General features: G+C 36.9%; 19 protein-coding genes. 17 read left to right on the top strand and 2 right to left on the bottom strand.

Annotation, left to right across the window (positions count from 1 at the left end; all coding sequences use genetic code 11):
• Positions 1-65 precede the first annotated feature (65 nt).
• Entirely contained in the window at positions 66-1,262 is a 1,197-nt protein-coding gene (locus tag C3K47_RS12175; RefSeq protein WP_207765290.1) for a pyridoxal phosphate-dependent aminotransferase, read from the bottom strand.
• Between the two features lie 371 nt (positions 1,263-1,633).
• On the opposite strand from C3K47_RS12175, the gene C3K47_RS12170 reads away from it, so the two are divergent.
• The 17 genes from C3K47_RS12170 (at position 1,634) to C3K47_RS12095 (ending at position 15,220) form a co-directional block, all read left to right on the top strand.
• Positions 1,634-2,092 carry an NUDIX domain-containing protein gene (locus C3K47_RS12170; RefSeq protein WP_103789420.1) on the top strand — a complete coding sequence of 153 codons (459 nt, stop codon included), beginning with the start codon at positions 1,634-1,636 and terminating at the stop codon, positions 2,090-2,092.
• A 4-nt stretch (positions 2,093-2,096) separates the two neighbouring features.
• Positions 2,097-3,509: a D-alanyl-D-alanine carboxypeptidase/D-alanyl-D-alanine endopeptidase gene (dacB, locus tag C3K47_RS12165; RefSeq protein ID WP_103789419.1), complete on the top strand. Its 1,413-nt coding sequence runs from the start codon at positions 2,097-2,099 to the stop codon at positions 3,507-3,509.
• 187 nt (positions 3,510-3,696) lie between these two features.
• A complete protein-coding gene (locus C3K47_RS12160; protein WP_103789418.1) occupies positions 3,697-4,494 on the top strand; it encodes a PhzF family phenazine biosynthesis protein in 798 nt (265 codons plus the stop codon).
• Between the two features lie 253 nt (positions 4,495-4,747).
• A complete protein-coding gene (locus C3K47_RS12155) occupies positions 4,748-5,560 on the top strand; it encodes a class I SAM-dependent methyltransferase (RefSeq protein WP_207765289.1) in 813 nt (270 codons plus the stop codon).
• Between the two features lie 175 nt (positions 5,561-5,735).
• On the top strand, positions 5,736-6,857 hold the full coding sequence (locus C3K47_RS12150; RefSeq protein WP_165784694.1) for an ATP-grasp domain-containing protein: 1,122 nt from the start codon (positions 5,736-5,738) through the stop codon (positions 6,855-6,857).
• A gap of 129 nt (positions 6,858-6,986) precedes the next feature.
• A complete protein-coding gene (locus C3K47_RS12145; RefSeq protein WP_103789416.1) occupies positions 6,987-7,310 on the top strand; it encodes an ArsR/SmtB family transcription factor in 324 nt (107 codons plus the stop codon).
• Positions 7,311-7,315: 5 nt separating this feature from the next.
• Complete coding sequence (locus tag C3K47_RS12140) at positions 7,316-7,774, top strand: SRPBCC domain-containing protein (protein WP_103789415.1); 459 nt, start codon at positions 7,316-7,318, stop codon at positions 7,772-7,774.
• Positions 7,775-7,785: 11 nt separating this feature from the next.
• Positions 7,786-8,190 (top strand): DoxX family protein, encoded by a 405-nt coding sequence (locus tag C3K47_RS12135; protein ID WP_103789414.1) that lies wholly within the window; start codon positions 7,786-7,788, stop codon positions 8,188-8,190.
• Entirely contained in the window at positions 8,187-8,765 is a 579-nt protein-coding gene (locus tag C3K47_RS12130; protein WP_103789413.1) for a YdeI/OmpD-associated family protein, read from the top strand. Before C3K47_RS12135 ends, C3K47_RS12130 begins: the two co-directional genes overlap by 4 nt.
• Positions 8,766-8,797: 32 nt before the next feature.
• A complete protein-coding gene (locus C3K47_RS12125; protein WP_103789412.1) occupies positions 8,798-9,361 on the top strand; it encodes a DUF4256 domain-containing protein in 564 nt (187 codons plus the stop codon).
• A 115-nt stretch (positions 9,362-9,476) separates the two neighbouring features.
• The gene (locus C3K47_RS19555) at positions 9,477-9,614 is read left to right on the top strand and encodes a hypothetical protein (protein WP_165784693.1); all 138 of its coding nucleotides are present in this window, start codon (positions 9,477-9,479) and stop codon (positions 9,612-9,614) included.
• Positions 9,615-9,814: 200 nt separating this feature from the next.
• Entirely contained in the window at positions 9,815-10,306 is a 492-nt protein-coding gene (locus tag C3K47_RS12120; protein WP_103789411.1) for a DinB family protein, read from the top strand.
• An 88-nt stretch (positions 10,307-10,394) separates the two neighbouring features.
• Positions 10,395-10,907 carry a hypothetical protein gene (locus C3K47_RS12115; protein WP_103789410.1) on the top strand — a complete coding sequence of 171 codons (513 nt, stop codon included), beginning with the start codon at positions 10,395-10,397 and terminating at the stop codon, positions 10,905-10,907.
• A 147-nt stretch (positions 10,908-11,054) separates the two neighbouring features.
• The gene (abc-f, locus tag C3K47_RS12110) at positions 11,055-12,677 is read left to right on the top strand and encodes a ribosomal protection-like ABC-F family protein (RefSeq protein WP_317043024.1); all 1,623 of its coding nucleotides are present in this window, start codon (positions 11,055-11,057) and stop codon (positions 12,675-12,677) included.
• Positions 12,678-12,938: 261 nt separating this feature from the next.
• Positions 12,939-13,631 (top strand): GIN domain-containing protein, encoded by a 693-nt coding sequence (locus C3K47_RS12105; RefSeq protein WP_103789409.1) that lies wholly within the window; start codon positions 12,939-12,941, stop codon positions 13,629-13,631.
• A 235-nt stretch (positions 13,632-13,866) separates the two neighbouring features.
• The gene (locus tag C3K47_RS12100; protein ID WP_103789408.1) at positions 13,867-14,580 is read left to right on the top strand and encodes a head GIN domain-containing protein; all 714 of its coding nucleotides are present in this window, start codon (positions 13,867-13,869) and stop codon (positions 14,578-14,580) included.
• 106 nt (positions 14,581-14,686) lie between these two features.
• Positions 14,687-15,220, top strand: coding sequence for a GNAT family N-acetyltransferase (locus tag C3K47_RS12095; RefSeq protein WP_103789407.1), 534 nt, complete (start codon positions 14,687-14,689; stop codon positions 15,218-15,220).
• A 54-nt stretch (positions 15,221-15,274) separates the two neighbouring features.
• Here C3K47_RS12095 and C3K47_RS12090 read toward each other — a convergent pair whose 3' ends face one another.
• Complete coding sequence (locus tag C3K47_RS12090; protein ID WP_103789406.1) at positions 15,275-16,474, bottom strand: OmpA family protein; 1,200 nt, start codon at positions 16,472-16,474, stop codon at positions 15,275-15,277.
• Between the last annotated feature and the right edge of the window lie 331 nt (positions 16,475-16,805).

Genomic DNA, 16,805 nt, shown 5'->3' with positions numbered 1-16,805 from the left:
CTTAAAAATGAAAAACGCTATTCGAATTAACGAATAGCGTTTTAAAAAATAAACTTATTGGGGTTTTATTTTAATTCATTAAGAAATGCGGCAATGCGTTTCATGGCTTCAATCAATTTAGTTTCAGAAGCAGCGTATGAGAAACGAATTGAATTAGGATCGCCAAATGATTCACCACTTACTGTTGAAACGTGTGCTTCTGTTAACAGCATAATACTTAAATCGTCGGCGTTTTTAACCACTTTTCCATTATATGATTTGCCGAAAAATGAACTTACATCAGGGAAGAAGTAAAAAGCACCATCTGGTAGATTGGCTTTAACTCCATTCATTTCTTTCAATAAGTTATAAACAATATCACGACGTTTACGGAATGCTTCACGCATTTCGTAAGTTGGTTCCATGTCAGTAGTTAATGCCGTTAATGCAGCGCGCTGGGCAATTGAACAGGTTCCAGAAGTAACCTGGCCTTGTAATTTATCACAAGCTGCTGCAATTGCTTTAGGAGCCGCCATGTAGCCTAAACGCCAGCCGGTCATGGCAAAGCCTTTTGAAAAACCATTGATAATAATTACGCGGTCCTTTACGCTTTCAAACGAAGCAATGCTGGCATGTTTGCTGCCAAAATTGATATGTTCGTAAATTTCATCAGAAAGAATATAGATCTGTGGATGTTTTTCGAATACCTTAACTAATGCAGCCAATTCTTCCTTGCTGTAAACCGCACCAGTTGGGTTTGAAGGAGAAGAGAACATGAAAAGTTTTGATTTCGGTGTAATAGCAGCTTCTAACTGATCTGGTGTAATTTTGAAATTGCAGTCAATCGAAGCAGGAATGAACACACTTTTACCTTCAGCCATTTTTACCATTTCTGAATAGGAAACCCAGTATGGTGTAGGGATGATCACTTCATCACCCGGATTGATCAAAGCTAAAATAGTATTAGATAATGATTGTTTGGCACCGGTTGAAACTACGATCTGATCGGCCGAATAATCTAAATCATTCTCACGCTTTAACTTGGCAGAAATTGCCTGGCGAAGGTCTAAATAACCTGCAACAGGAGTATAATAGGTATAACCTTGATCTAATGCATTCTTCGCCGCATCACAAATGTGCTTAGGCGTAGTAAAATCAGGCTCTCCTAAACTTAAATTAATAACATCAATACCTTGTGATGCCAGTTCGCGCGATTTTTTCGACATCAATAGCGTAGCCGATTCTTCAAGTCGGTTTATACGGTCTGCCAGTTGTATACTCATTTTCTAATTATCCTTTGTTTGCAAATATATACAAAATTATGAATGCTACTTGTTCATATTTTTATTTTTACAATCAGTTGGTTGTTGTAATTTTAAATTAATCATTGTATTGTTGTGAATTTTGTAAATTAAATTGTTTGCTTTAATCAAATTGTAAATAAACAATTAGTTAGAACCTCTTCTAAGGAATACCGGGAATCTCCGGAAAACTTTGCCAGTCAAAAGAAATCCAAAGACACCAGCGGTATTAACAATCTTATTACACTAAAATAAATTGCGGTTTCAAGGATGTATTGGCATTTTCTTTTACTAATATTGAATTTAATAACGAAAAGTTGTTCGTCCGGTCATCTAACCAAAATCTCAACAACATGCAGAAAAAATTCAATATTCGTGTTTACGGCATTCTTATTAATGAATTCAGCGAAGTGCTCGTTAGTGACGAATTTGAATATGGTATTGAGTTTTCCAAGTTTCCCGGAGGTGGGCTTGAGTTTGGCGAAGGTACCATTGATGGACTAAAACGGGAGTTTATGGAAGAATGTGGCTGCGAGATAGAGGTGATCGATCATTTTTATACTACCGATTTTTTCCTTGAGTCGATGTTTGGTGGTGGACAATTGATCAGTATTTATTATATCGTTAAAAATTTATCTCCGCTTGACATCCGCATTGTTGAGAAGCCTTTTGATTTCGAAGAAAGGGTAGAATTGGCTCAGTGTTTTCGCTGGCTACCCTTAACAAAAATAAAACCCGAAGATCTTACCTTTCCAATCGATAAGCATGTTGCCACTATGTTAAGAACCCGGATTCAATCATTCTCCAATTAATTGCATGAAGAAAATCTTATTTCTTTTACTCCTTTCGAGCTTTTCAATATCTGTATTCTCTCAAACTTTAAAACAGCGTTTAGCGGGTAGTATCAGCAACTTGCAAAATGATCCTCAGCTTAAATATTCGAGTATCAGTTTAATGGTATTGAATGCAAAAACTGGAGCCGAGGTGTATGCTTTAAATGCAAATGTTGGGCTTTCAACAGCTTCAACGTTAAAAATAATTACATCTGCCAGTGCTTTTAGTTTATTGGGCACAGATTATACCTATAAAACTCAATTTGGTTATTCGGGATACATTGATAATCAGGGTGTATTACATGGAAATCTGATCATTAAAGGAAATGGCGATCCTACTTTGGCTACCTGGCGTTATGAGCAAACGAAAGAAAACCTCGTATTGAATAACCTTTGCAATGCCGTAAAATTTGCCGGTATAAAAAAGATAGATGGAGCTTTGATTGCCGATGATAGTGCTTTTTCCTCGCAGTCATTACCCGATGGATGGATCTGGCAGGATATAGGCAATTATTATGGTGCAGGAACATCAGCACTTACCTGGCGGGAAAATCAATTCGATATTAATTTAAAACCGGGAAAGGCGTTGGGTGATTCAGTGAAGATCATCTCCACTAAACCTTCAATGCCTTATTTGAGTTTGAAAAATGAATTAATAACCGGCCCGCGAGGTACAGGAGATGAGGCTTATGTCTTCATGGCACCTTATACCACAACCGGTTATATAAGGGGTGAAGTAGGGATTGATGAACAGAATATAACGGTTTCGGCAGCTGTTCCCGATCCGGCTTTTGAATGTGCCAGCCAAATTAAGAACGCTTTGGCGCAAGAGAATGGACTCAAAGTAGAGATCACCACCGCACGCAGATTAACTTTGGAAAATAAAACGATTCCGGCACTGACAAAAACTTTGGTTGATATTCAATCGCCGAAAATGAGCGAAATAGTGTATTGGTTCAATAAAAAGAGTATTAATCTTTACGGAGAACAACTGTTGAAAACGATTGCCAAAGAGAAGGGGAAAACTGCTACCACCAACAATGGAATTGAGCAAGTACTGGATCATTGGAACAAACAGGGAATTGATAAGAATTCAATAAATATAAATGATGGTAGTGGTCTTTCTCCAGCCAATCGAATAACTAGCAGCGCTATGGCTCGGGTGCTTAATTATGCCCGTAATCAACAATGGTTTAAAAGCTTTTATAACTCTTTACCTGAAGCTAATGGTTTAAAAATGAAAGACGGCTATATAAACGGTGTTCGTTCTTATGCCGGTTATGCCGATTCTAAAGATGGAAATACGTACACATTTGTTTTCATTGTAAATAACTTTAGCGGAAGTCCCCGCGAAATGAGGGAGAAGATGTGGAAAGTGCTTGATCTGTTAAAATAAAAACCGCCGCAATTTGAGTTGCAGCGGAAGCCAGTATAGTTTAGTTTAAAAATTGATCAATAGAACAACTAAAAGGTAGATACTTAATAATTAAAAATAATGCTTTTAGGATAAAACTGACTAATTTGTAAGCAGATATCAGTCTAAAACTGATTTATTTTACCACTCGAAAAAAGCATAAACTACCATGAAAACTTATTTTGTAGATTCATTTACCACTGAGAAATTTAAAGGAAATCCAGCTGCAGTTTGTATAACCGAAATTGAGCTGAGTGCGGAAACTATGCAAAGCATTGCAACTGAAATTGGTTTTTCTGAGACGGCTTTTATCCAAAAAACAGGGGAGAATGCTTATAAAATTCGCTTTTATACACCAAAGCAAGAAATTGCCTTATGTGGACATGCAACGCTGGCTGCTTCAAAAATAATCTTTGATAACACTGGGTTGGTAAATATCAGCTTTATAAATTGTGAGGAGGTGGAATTAAAGATTGAAAAAATGGCTGATAAAATTGTTATGCAATTTCCGGTTTATGAAACATCCGAAATGGATGTGCCTCAAGCAGTTTTTAGCGCCTTAGGTATAAAAGAGGTAGTGAACACAAGGTTTAGTCAAAAGAATAAGATCATTTTAATTGAAATAAACGATTCAGATAAATTAGCGGCTTTACAACCCGATTTTCAGGCTCTTCTCAATTCATATTCAGGTATCAATGGTGTTTTAGTAACAGCGTTATCTAACAGTCCTGATTTTGATTTTCAATACCGCTATTTTTGGCCATGGGCCGGCACCAACGAAGATCCGGTTACCGGGGGCATTCAAACCTTTTTGACCAAATACTGGGCAGAAAAACTCAATAAAAATAAATTAAAGGCTTTTCAGTCCTCTCTGAGAACGGGTATGATGACAATTGAATTGATAGGGGGCAAAGTGTTTATTTACGGTGAGGCTGTGATTGTTTTTGAGGGAGTATTTAAAAATTGAGACATGATACTAGGTTGAAACACCTTTACAGAATTTTTATATTACTGATAATTTAATTGCGGTCCATAGTGAACCTCACTTTTTTATTTATTTTTATTGTAGAACGTTCTATAAAATCTCTTAAAAAAATAGAATTGAAGGCCATCAATAGCTAACCAACTTAAGCAGCAAAAAGACACAAAACATCAGGCCTTATCCCGAGTAATTTCAATAATAATTGGTAATAATTTTAATCACATTAATTAATGAAGTTATGAATCCAAATAAAGCTTTATGGGAAAAGGGGGATTTTACGCGTATTGCTCAAACTATGCGTAAAAGTGGCGAAGAATTGGTCGCTAAATTAGGTATTACAAAAGGTATGAAAGTGCTTGACCTGGGTTGCGGAGACGGAACCACCGCTATTCCGGAAGCGAAACTTGGCGCTGAAGTTTTAGGGGTTGATATTGCCAGTAATCTTGTTGATGCTGGAAATAGTAGAGCAAAAGATGAGGGGCTGAATAACTGTACATTCCGGCTGGGTGATGCCTGCGATTTAAATGAATTGGAGAGCCAATCCTTTGATCGGGTGGTGAGTATTTTCGGGGCAATGTTTGCACCCAAGCCCTTTGAAGTAGCTAAGGAAATGGTGCGGGTTACAAAACCTGGCGGTAAAATAACTATGGGTAATTGGATTCCTAGTGATCCAACCTTAGTAGCCCAAATACTGAAAATAAGCGCGGCATACACTCCGCCACCCCCCGAAGGATTTATTAGTCCGATGACCTGGGGAATAGAGGGCAATGTAATTGAACGGTTCGGGGCAGCCGGTATCCCTGCTGAAAATATTTCATTTGAAAAAGATACCTATACCTTTGAAGGTCCATTTTCACCTGACCATTTTATGGCCACCTTTAAAAACTATTACGGACCAACAATGAATGCATTTGATGCTGCCGGGCAAAACGGTAAGTCAACTCAGCTTGAAGAGGAATTAACTACGTTATTTAATGCTCAGAATAAAAGTGGTTCAACAAATGAAACCCTAATACCTGCAGCCTATTTAAGAGTTACTGTAAACTGTTGATAGGTACATTATAATTTTTTGAGTGAAACCCGCATGCATTTTCGATTCGTGCGGGTTTTGTTATATTTGCCATCAAGCTGCATTACCGGCAGAACATTATTCTACCATCAATCAACACTATCATTTTAATGTATAACTCAAGAACTAACGTGTTTATGCGTTGGGAGAAATGGATATGGATCAAAAAGTATATTTAATTAAATCCAACAGATCAGAGGCGGGAACAATTGAAACATTAGCTGATTTTAGTAAGCTTGAAATAATAGTAGGGCATGATAACACGATACCGGCATTGCTTTCCAATAATGAAAAGGCTTGTATCATATCCGAATCATCGATTGAAACCATTATAAAATCGTTGCCCGAAAGCGATCGTAAACGAATTGCTCTGGAACTGTTCAAGGATAAATATCGTTTCAGGGAGTTAGTAAAAGACGATAATTTCGAAGTTCATCGAACCTGCTTTCAAAATTTACAGCATCTGAACATTCATAAAAAATCGGTTATTAAACCTTTAAAAGGTTGTTTTGGAACTGCTGTAAAAATTGTAGATGAAAACACCGATCTACTTCAGGTGAAAGAGGAAATTGCCCAGGAGTTGAAAAAGAACGCTGTTCTTTTCTCAGACAATGTTTTGTCAACCGATGAGTTTATTGTGGAGGATTTCATTGAAGGGGAAGAGTATGCGGTTGATATGTTTTATAATTCGAAAGGAGAACCTTGTATTGTAAATATTTATCATCACCCAATTCCCAAGCACAAGGAATATCTGCACATGATCTATTATTCATCGAAACCAACCTTTGAAGCAATTTATCCTTTGGCCGTTGATTTTTTTAAGAGGTTAAATGAGAAGATCGGGGTCACCAATTTTCCTATGCACTGTGAGTTTAAGTTGGCCAATAATAACCTGGTGCCAATTGAAATAAATCCCATGCGTTTTGGGGGGATGGGCCTGGGAAATTTAGTTTATCATTCCTTCGGAATAAACCCATATGAATATTTTTTAAATGATATTGAACCCGATTGGAAAACAATAAATGATAAGATCAGTGACGAATCAAGATTCATTTATCTTATAGCCTACAACGCATTTAGAAAAGATAAATTGACCCATAAGCCGATGGTGGGCGAATTACGCAAGCTTTTTACAGAGGTAAAGTTGGAGAAGCTTTTCGACTATCAGCAGCAACTTGCTTTTGGAGTGTTTTGCCTGCATGAAAATGAACAAACCTTAGGTAATCTTCTTGAAATTAATTTTGATGATTATTTCGAACCTATAACTGAATTAGTTTAAATATCCTGTTTTTATATCCTAAGGCGCCTTTGATCTTATTGATTGAGGCGCTTTTTTTCTGCAATTTTATTTATAAATATTTGCGTAGTTAAATGACTACATTTATATTTGTAGTCAAATAGCTACATAATGAATTTACGACGAGATGTATTTCAGGCTTTAGCAGACCCAACAAGAAGGGCAATATTGCTATTGGTGGCCACTCAGTCGATGACGGCCGGTGCCATTGCTTCGAATTTTGATACAGCCCGACCGACTGTTTCAAAACATTTACAGATACTTACCGAGTGCGAGTTACTGAAGCAAACGCAAAGCGGCAGGGAGGTTTATTATCACATTAATGCCAAAAAAATGAAAGAGGTAGCAGATTTTATTGAACCATTCCGTCAAATGTGGGATGAGCGATTTAATAAATTGGAAACCATTATGAAAAACTATCAATCAAAAAAATAAAAACCATGGAACAAAAAACAAAGGTTGATGCCAGGGATGGTCAACAGGACTTGGTGATTACCCGTGAGTTTGATTTACCACTGGATTTACTTTTCACCGCCTATGTTGAACCGGAAATTGTTGAACAATGGATGGGTACAAAAGTGCTTAAGCTGGAGAATAAAAAGCATGGTGGTTATCAATTTGAAACTACTGATCCAAAAGGCAACAAACACCGGTTTAATGGGGTTATTCATGATTTTATTTCCAATAGTAAAATCACCAGGACTTTTGAGATGGAGAACACGCCATTTGCTGTTCAACTTGAGTTTTTGGAGTTCGAAGAACTTACTTCCGGAACCAGCAAGCTTACTATGCACGTGGTGTATAAATCAGCCGAACATCGCGATCAAATTTTAAAATTACCATTTGCCCAAGGCATAAACATGGCTCATAATCGTATTCAGGAAATCTTAAACAACTAAAATAAGGTATCATGACAAAGCGAAATAAAATTATCTATTGGATTGCCACTATTTGGCTTTCATTAGGAATGGTTTCAACAGGATTGGTTCAATTATTCAAAGGAAAAGAAGGGGCAGGGGGCGTTGACAGTCTTATCCATTTAGGTTACCCCGTATATTTTTTGACCATTTTAGGTATTTGGAAAATTTTGGGAGTGATAGCCGTATTAATTCCTAAATTTCCGTTGGTAAAAGAATGGACCTATGCAGGTTTCTTTTTTATCATGACCGGTGCGTTATTTTCACATATAGCAGTTGGTGCATCTATCGGTGAGTTATTTCCTTCATTATTATTACTAGTGCTTACAGTTACGTCATGGTATTTCAGACCAGCAGAAAGAAAAATAGGTTCTTTAGTTTTAATTAATAACGTATGAATCCAAAAGTTGATTGGTATTTCAATAAGGCTGAGAAATGGCAGAAAGAATTAGACAAATTGAGAATGATCATTCTTGATTTCGGTCTTACTGAAGAATTAAAATGGGGTGTTCCATGTTATACCTATCAGGGAAATAATATTGTGCTAATCCATGATTTTAAAGAATACTGCGCAATTCTGTTTTTCAAAGGAGCCTTATTAAAAGATCCGAATGGAGTTTTGATTCAACAAACTAAAAACGTACAAGCTGCGCGTCATCTTAGATTCCGCAATCTTCTTCAAGTTTTAGAGATAGAAACGACTATAAAAGCTTATATCTATGAAGCTATTGAAGTGGAAAAATCAGGTTTGAAGGTTGAATTAAAAAAGACCGAAGATTTTCCGGTTCCCGAAGAGTTTCAGCATAAATTAGCTGAAGTTCCTGAATTAAAAACAGCTTTTGAAGCATTAACACCGGGGCGGCAACGGGCCTATCTGTTTTATTTTTCGCAGGCGAAACAAGCAAAAACACGGGAGGCCAGGATTGAAAAATACATGCCTCAAATTTTGAATGGAAAAGGGCTTGATGATTAATACGCATTTGAATTTACCTCAACTTATAAAAAATGAAGAAAGAATTAACTACTGAGCAACATGAAGAGCTGATTAAATTATTGAAAGCTCGGTTTGAGAAAAACATGAATCGCCATAAAGGCATTGCCTGGGCTGATGTGGCAACAAAGTTAAACGGCACAGCTTCAGCTGAAAAGCTTTGGTCGCTTAATGAAATGGAAAGGACCGAAGGAGAACCCGATGTTGTAGGTATTGACGAAAAGACTGGGGAGTATATTTTTTATGATTGTTCGGCTGAAAGTCCGAAAGGCCGCAGAAGCCTCTGTTATGATCGGGAGGCATGGGAGTCGAGGAAGGAATATAAACCGGTAAGCAGTGCCCTTGAAATTGCTGCTGAAATGGGCATAGAACTGCTTACTGAAACTCAATATAAAGAACTACAGCAACTAGGCAAATTCGACAGTAAAACTTCTAGCTGGGTGACAACCCCATCCGATATCAGAAAGCTTGGTGGTGCTGTTTTTTGTGATTTTCGATATGGTACCGTTTTCCTGTACCATAACGGCGCTGAATCTTATTATGCAGCACGAGGCTTTCGTGGTTGGTTGGCAATTTAAGTTGGCAATAAATAGGCTGTTTTATATTTAATATTGAGGTTTTTGGATTTCTAAAATAGCTGACTAAATATTATTTTAGATGTAAGAAACTTATTCTTACCTAGAAACTAAAACTATGAAAAAGACAGGATCATTAATGTCCACCAACCTTTTTAAGGTATTAATTCCAATGTTGATCGTTTTAATTATCGTACTTATTGCTAAGGATGGTTATCAATTTGGGCAATGGTTAAAAGGATTTATAAATAAATAAAGCAAATGAACCATTACAGGTTCGATTGTTAAAGTAAATATTTCTGATAGGCTCTGAGGTTTCCAAATACCCTCAGGGCTGTTTTTTTTAATCAAAATCTTAAGTATTAAGGAACTTTAGTCAATACGCAAACCCAAATATTTACATCACCTTTAAACTTTTGATTAGAACCACTTTTATCATTTTCTAAAATCACTAATATGAAATACACAGTTCAAGATGGTTTTCCTTATTACATCGAATTACTAGGAAACACAAGCTACCAGCAACTATTCTCTTCAAATGAAAACCTTACGCTTCTTGAATCACTTGATGAAGAAAAAGCAACTCATCGTTATGCAGCAGGCAAATGGAGTATTAAACAAATTATCGGTCATATAACCGACCATGAACGCATTATGACCTACCGGGCTTTACGCTTTAGCCGGAATGATAAAACACTACTACCCGGTTATGACCAGAACCTATTTGTTGAGAACAGTCGTTTTGATGAGTTAAGCTTTAAGCAACTTTTAACCGATTTTAAAAATGTGAGAAGTGCTACCAATAGTTTTATTGATTCACTATCTGAAGAGCAGTTAAGCTTGAAAGGACAGGCCTGGAAATATGAATTAACGGTTGAGGAGTTCCTGCAAGCAACCGCTGGTCATGAAGTGCATCATATCAATATTATTAAAGAACGGTATGTATAAAATGAATCTGCTTTATTAATGACGACGAGTGTGAGCCGGCGAAAGACAAAATTCAAAGGCAAAATCCCAACTTAAAAAATAATCAACCATGGATAACGAAATTTTATTTAAAGAAAGGCAACGATTTAAACAATGGTGGCTTTGGTTAGCATTGTTAGGAGTTAATAGCCTGTTTCTTTTTGGCGTTTTTAAACAGGTGATTGGCGGTCGACAATTCGGTGATAAACCAATGAGTAACAGTGGACTTTTAATTGCCTCGGGCATTACGCTTATAGTGATGATTGTTTTTATCAATTTTAAAATGGAAACAATGATCAAAAAGGATGGAATTTATGTAAGGTTTTTCCCATTTCATCTTAAATTCAAATTTTACGCTTGGGATACCCTGACCAAATCTTATGTTCGACCATATTCGCCTATAGCTGAATATGGTGGCTGGGGTTTAAGAAAAGGGTTATTGGGCAGTGGAACAGCCTATAATATTTCAGGTAACCAAGGTTTACAGCTGGAAATTAAAAACTCAGAAAAATTGCTTATCGGAACTGCCAAACCCCAACAGATGGCAGAATTGTTGAAAAAACTAGGGCAGGAAAAACTATGAAATAAGGGCCCTTTAGCTTTAAATTTCAGATGTTTCCAAAAAATGCTAAGTTTGTACCCACAAAACAAAAACACCTCTTTTTAATGTAATACTAATTTCTTTTAGGAAATAAACAGATGGATAGTGAAACGGTAAAACCGCTTTGCTATGTTTTTTAATCTTTTATCGAAAGAAATTATGCTTATTCTTCAAAATCTTAGCTTTATACATCCTAATAAAGATTTATTGTTTGAAAACATAGATCTTACTATTACTACTCGCAGTAAAATTGCATTGATCGGTAATAATGGTACGGGTAAATCAACCTTGCTGAAAATTATGGCAGGCTTACTACAGCCATCAGCAGGAACCATTCACGTTAATTCGTTTCCCTATTATATTCCTCAGCATTACGGCCAGTTTAACCAGTTAACCATTGCTCATGCTCTCGGAATTGATGAAAAGCTAAAGGCTTTACATGAAATTTTAAATGGAAGTGCCAATGAATTGAACATGGCCATCTTAAATGATGACTGGATGATTGAAGAGCGATGCTCGGAAGCTTTGGCTCATTGGGGATTGTCAGATATTGACTTGACCGCTCCAATGAAAAGCTTAAGTGGTGGACAAAAAACTAAGGTCTTTCTTTCCGGAATTGTCATTCATCAAGCCGAAGTGGTTTTGATGGATGAACCGAGTAACCATTTGGATAAAGCAGGCCGGCAATTGCTGTATGATTTTATAAAAACAACTCCCGCTGCATTATTGGTGGTAAGCCATGATCGTAAATTGTTAAACCTTCTCAATTCGGTAAATGAACTTAGCAAGCGGGGAATTACTGTTTACGGCGGTAATTATGAGTTTTATGCAGAGCAAAAACGTATAGAAAATGAGGCTTTGCACCAGGATGTAAGAAGCAGGGAAAAGGCGTTGCGAAAAGCAAAAGAGGTGGAACGGGAAACACTGGAACGTCAGCAAAAATTGGATGCAAAAGGTAAAAAGAAACAGGAAAAAGCAGGATTGCCTACCATTATGATGAATACGTTGAGGAACAGCGCCGAAAAAAGCACGTCGAAAGCAAAAAGTATACACGCAGAAAAGGTGGGTTCAATTGCCAGTGATTTAACCGAATTGAGAAAAGAACTGCCTGATGTGGATAAGATGAAGTTTGGCTTTGATAATTCAAATTTGCATAAAGGGAAAACACTGGTAACAGCTAATGAAGTAAATTATCAATTTGAAGATCAGCAGCTATGGAAACAGCCATTGACCTTTCAATTAAATAGCGGGGAACGAATTGCATTAAGTGGTTTAAATGGTTCGGGGAAAACAACGCTTATTCGGCTTATTTTGGGTGAATTGGAACCAAAATCGGGACAGCTTTCCAGAGCGCAAAATAAAACCGTTTATATTGATCAGGATTATTCATTGATTGACAATCACCTAAAAGTTTATGAGCAGGCACAGCAAATGAATGAATCGGGTTTGCAGGAGCATGAGGTAAAAATAAGGCTCAACCGTTTTTTATTTTCCAAAGAAACCTGGGATAAACCATGCCATGCGCTTAGTGGAGGAGAAAAAATGAGGCTAATGCTTTGCTGTTTAACCATTAGCCATCAACAGCCTGATATAATTGTGCTGGATGAACCCACCAATAATCTTGATATTCAAAATATAGAAATATTAACGTCGGCCATAAATGACTATTCGGGTACCTTGATCGTTGTTTCACATGATGAATATTTCTTAAACCAGATAAACATTGAGCGTTCAATTGTACTAAAAGAATGATTAGTCCATCGTCGATAGTCCATAGACTATAGTCCTAGATTTTAGGGTTTGGGATGGATACAAACTGGATTATTATTGTTACCTATAGGCAACTACTTAGAAATGAAATTACGTAGTACTACGCTTGATATGCGTAGTGAATTATGAGCAATTTTGAAGTGTTAAACAATTGATTTTTAAACAAATAAAAAAAACAACTGTAACCTAATTAAACAAGTTCTCGTCAGATGAACCAACAATTAACACTAACACTTAACAACAATGAAAACGCTCTCAAAATTAATCGCATGTGTTGCTCTTTTCACATTTTTCTGGACCGGTACTTCCTTTGCAGCCGACCATTCTAAGAAAACGCAATTCACTTATCAATTAAAACAATTCAGCAAGGTCAATGTACACGGAAATGTTCGCGTATTGATCAGCAATTCTGATAAAAACCAGCTAACCCTAATAAGTAAGGAAGCTTTTGTAAAAAAACAGCTTCGCTTTGAAGTGAAAAATGGTGAATTGCAGATCTTCTCTACTGCAGATGCATGTAGCGAATCGCCAATAGTAATCTTAAACACCTGCAATTTGACATCAATTGCAGCTGAAGATAATGCTTCAATAGAATCAGGAAGTTCAGCCTTTTCGGCTCTGGAACTATCGGTTGACCTTTCGGGAAACAGTACTGCTAATCTTGATCTTAATGTATTTGAACTGACTTCAAAAGTTGTGGATGGCTCAAGTATCGTTGTTAAAGGTTCAGCAGATACACATACCATTAAAACCGACCGTAGTGCTTGTATTGACGGGTCATTGTTTGTGGTGAGTAAATGCTTCGCTGAGCTGAATGGTATTAACAGTTTCAAAGCTTTTGTAAAAGACACGTTTGATTATGAAAACGATTCGGCTTCAAAAGTAAGCTTTGCCGGAAACACAGTTTATGTTTCATCCAAAAATCAGTTAAACTGATCTTAGTCAACATACATACATCTGCCTTAAAAGTAAAATGGCTGTTAGTGAAAACCAACAGCCATTTTTTATTTAACATGATCTTACTTTTTCGAAGAAGCTTGCATAGGTGTCAAATATTTCGGCCAGGCATTCAAATCAAAAAGAATTTTAAATTTGAATTGAACTTTTTTAATGTAACCTTTAAGTAAGTTAAAACGTCAAAAATTACAGAACCTATTTAACAAACCCTAAAATGAAATTTAAAACCTGTCTTATTTTATTATCATTTATTGCTCTTCTAAGTTCATCTTGTAAAAGAATATGCGTTAGCGGTTCAGGGAACATGGTTACCCAAGAACGTGTTCTCACGCACTTTACTGATCTGGATGTAAGTGGCGCTTATACTTTGGAACTCACTCAAGACTCGATGCAAAAAGTAGAAATTGTTGCTGATGACAATTTGCAGGAACACATTCTTACTTCCGTTAACGGCAATACCTTAAAGATCCACAACAAGAAGAACTTTTGCGTTTCTCATGCACTGGTGGTTAAAATACATGTAAAGGACCTGAGTAAAATAGATATTTCGGGAGCGGTTAATGTGAAAATGCTGAATCAGTTTAAGCTTAACCACTTAATATTTAAAACTTCAGGTGCTACCGAATCGGAGATGAATTTAAATGCAAATGTGGTTGATACACAGATCAGCGGGGCCGGAAAAGTTACCTATAGAGGTCAGGCGGCGGAACAGTCGATTGAAATTTCTGGGGCAGGCAAAATCAGGTCGTTTGAACTGGTTACCAATAAATGCCTGATCAATGTAAGTGGTGCTTCCGATGCCGAAGTGAATGTCCTTTCTGAGTTAAATGTTTCGGCGAGTGGTGCAAGTAAAGTTCGCTATAAAGGAACTCCTGAGAAAGTGGTGGATAATGCCAGCGGTGCTTCATCAGTTGAAAGAGTAGAATAAAAGAAATATAATGTTAGAAATAAGCCCATTGCAAATAAAATGTATTGGGCTTATTTTTTTATCGTTTTTAACGATGAGAATTTCTACTTTTTGAATATCTTATTTTATGGATTCAGCAAAAATTTCGATCTCAAAAGCTTCAACGGCAGATATTGACCAGTTGGAGCTTATTAGTTGTAAAACATTCTATGAGGCCTTTGCAAGTGAAAATACAGAAGATGATATGCAAAAGTACCTCGAAGAGAGTTTTAATCAACAAAAACTGTTGAAGGAGTTAAATAACAATACCTCGGCGTTTTATTTTATTTCGATAGAAGATAAGAAAGTAGGTTATCTAAAGGTTAATTCTTCGGCCGGTCAATCGGAGCTAAAAACTGATAACTCACTCGAAATTGAACGTATTTATATTTTACAGGAGTTTCAGGGCCAACGTTTGGGGCAGGCATTAGTTGACAAAGCAATAGAAATTGCCAGGAAAATGGCTTGTGATTTTGTATGGCTGGGTGTTTGGGAGAAAAACCTGAAAGCAATTGAATTTTATAAGCGAAATGGCTTTGTTGAATTCGATAAGCATGTTTTTGTTTTGGGTAATGACGTGCAAACCGATCTGATGATGAAAAGAGAATTGAATGCTATTTAAAAGTTTATAAGTAAGAGGGGCGAAAAGTAAACTTTTCGCCCCTCTTACTTATTATTATTTTTCACGAACACTTACCGAAACCCGTCTGTCCTTAATACGATCAGCTTCCGGGGCATCAGCCGGATACTTGGCAAACTCAGAGCCATAGCCTTCTGCACCAACAACCTGGCTACCTACACCGGCTGCTTTTAATGCGGCTGCAATAGCATCAGCCCTATCTTGTGACAGTTTTTTGTTTGCCACTTCATCTCCAATTTTATCGGTATAACCGCCAATCTTGATCTTTACTTTAGGGTACGCCTGCAAAATTTTAATAATATTATTCAACTCACTTTCACTTTCAGGGATTATTTCTGCAGTTCCGAATTGAAAGTTAAGCTCATTAAAATCGAACCAATTGTCTTTTCCTGATGCAGCCAGCGAATCATTGATAAATATGATCAGCAAATCTTCAATACCTCCTTTGTAAGCATCCAGTTCCACGCCATTGGGAAGTTTAAGTTTTATGGGTTCCCTGCTTATTACAACGGTATCGGTTTGGGTGGTAATTAAAGTATCGGTACTTGGAGTAGGAGTTTCCATTGGAGGTGCTTCTTTGTTACAACTTCTCAATAGCCATCCTACTGCAATAACAGCTAAAAGAGCCAGTAAGGTAGGAGTGACCCATCCACTGCTTGAACGCTTTTCTTCAATTCTTCTGGTATACCTTTCTTCAGGATTTTCTTTTACCCCCAATAAGCTACTTATGTTAAAACTCTCCGGAACAGCTGCTAGAAATGAGCTTTTTTCTGATGATAAAGATGAAGCAAGGCCTGATGAAGAAAGATCGTTTTCTTCGGCATGTTTGCCAAGCAGAGCCAGGATGAAGGGCAGTGTTATACCGAATAAGGAGGATGTACTTGAGCCTTTTAATCCGGCAAAACTGGAAACAGCATTGGCAATTTTTCCAAACTGATCTCCAAAAATACTGCTTATATAAGCCGGGCCCTTTGCCGGAATCCCTTCTCCACCGGGAATGAATGAATCAAGCAATTTGTCGCCTAACCCGCTATGGTAGGCTTCACGGGCATGGTTAAGCAATTGATCCGCATGACCTGTTTCTGCTTTATGAACAAGGCCTGCTAACGAAATCGGGATAATTGCTTCCAGTCCTTTCTTTACACTTACTGTTCCTTCATTCAGGTAATTCTCAGCTTTGCCAATTAATTCATTACCGAAATAACTGTGTACTGTATCGATAAAATTGAATGCCATAGAGATAAAATTTAGATGTTTTGCGATTAATAATTTGATTTGATCATAGATGGGTTTTGTAATTAGCCTTTATTAGTTTGATCAAAAAAGAACCAATTTCTATGTCGGGCACGGCGGGTATGTTTAACATGAACTCTTTCATTGCTTTATGGAAATTTTCATGTTTAACTCGGCTGTAAATGGATATGAGCGATTAGCATTATTTAATTTAATGAAAAACAATTTATCAACATAATACAGCAATAAAATATGGCCATTGGATTCCACGTATAATGCTTGTTTTAAAAATTCTCGAATATTAAATCTACTTTAGTTTTCAAAATTTATCCAC

The organism is Solitalea longa, assembly GCF_002920915.1.
Lineage (GTDB): Bacteria > Bacteroidota > Bacteroidia > Sphingobacteriales > Sphingobacteriaceae > Solitalea > Solitalea longa.
The sequence above is the reverse complement of the archived record's forward strand: the minus strand, read 5'-3'. Positions and strand labels throughout refer to the sequence as shown.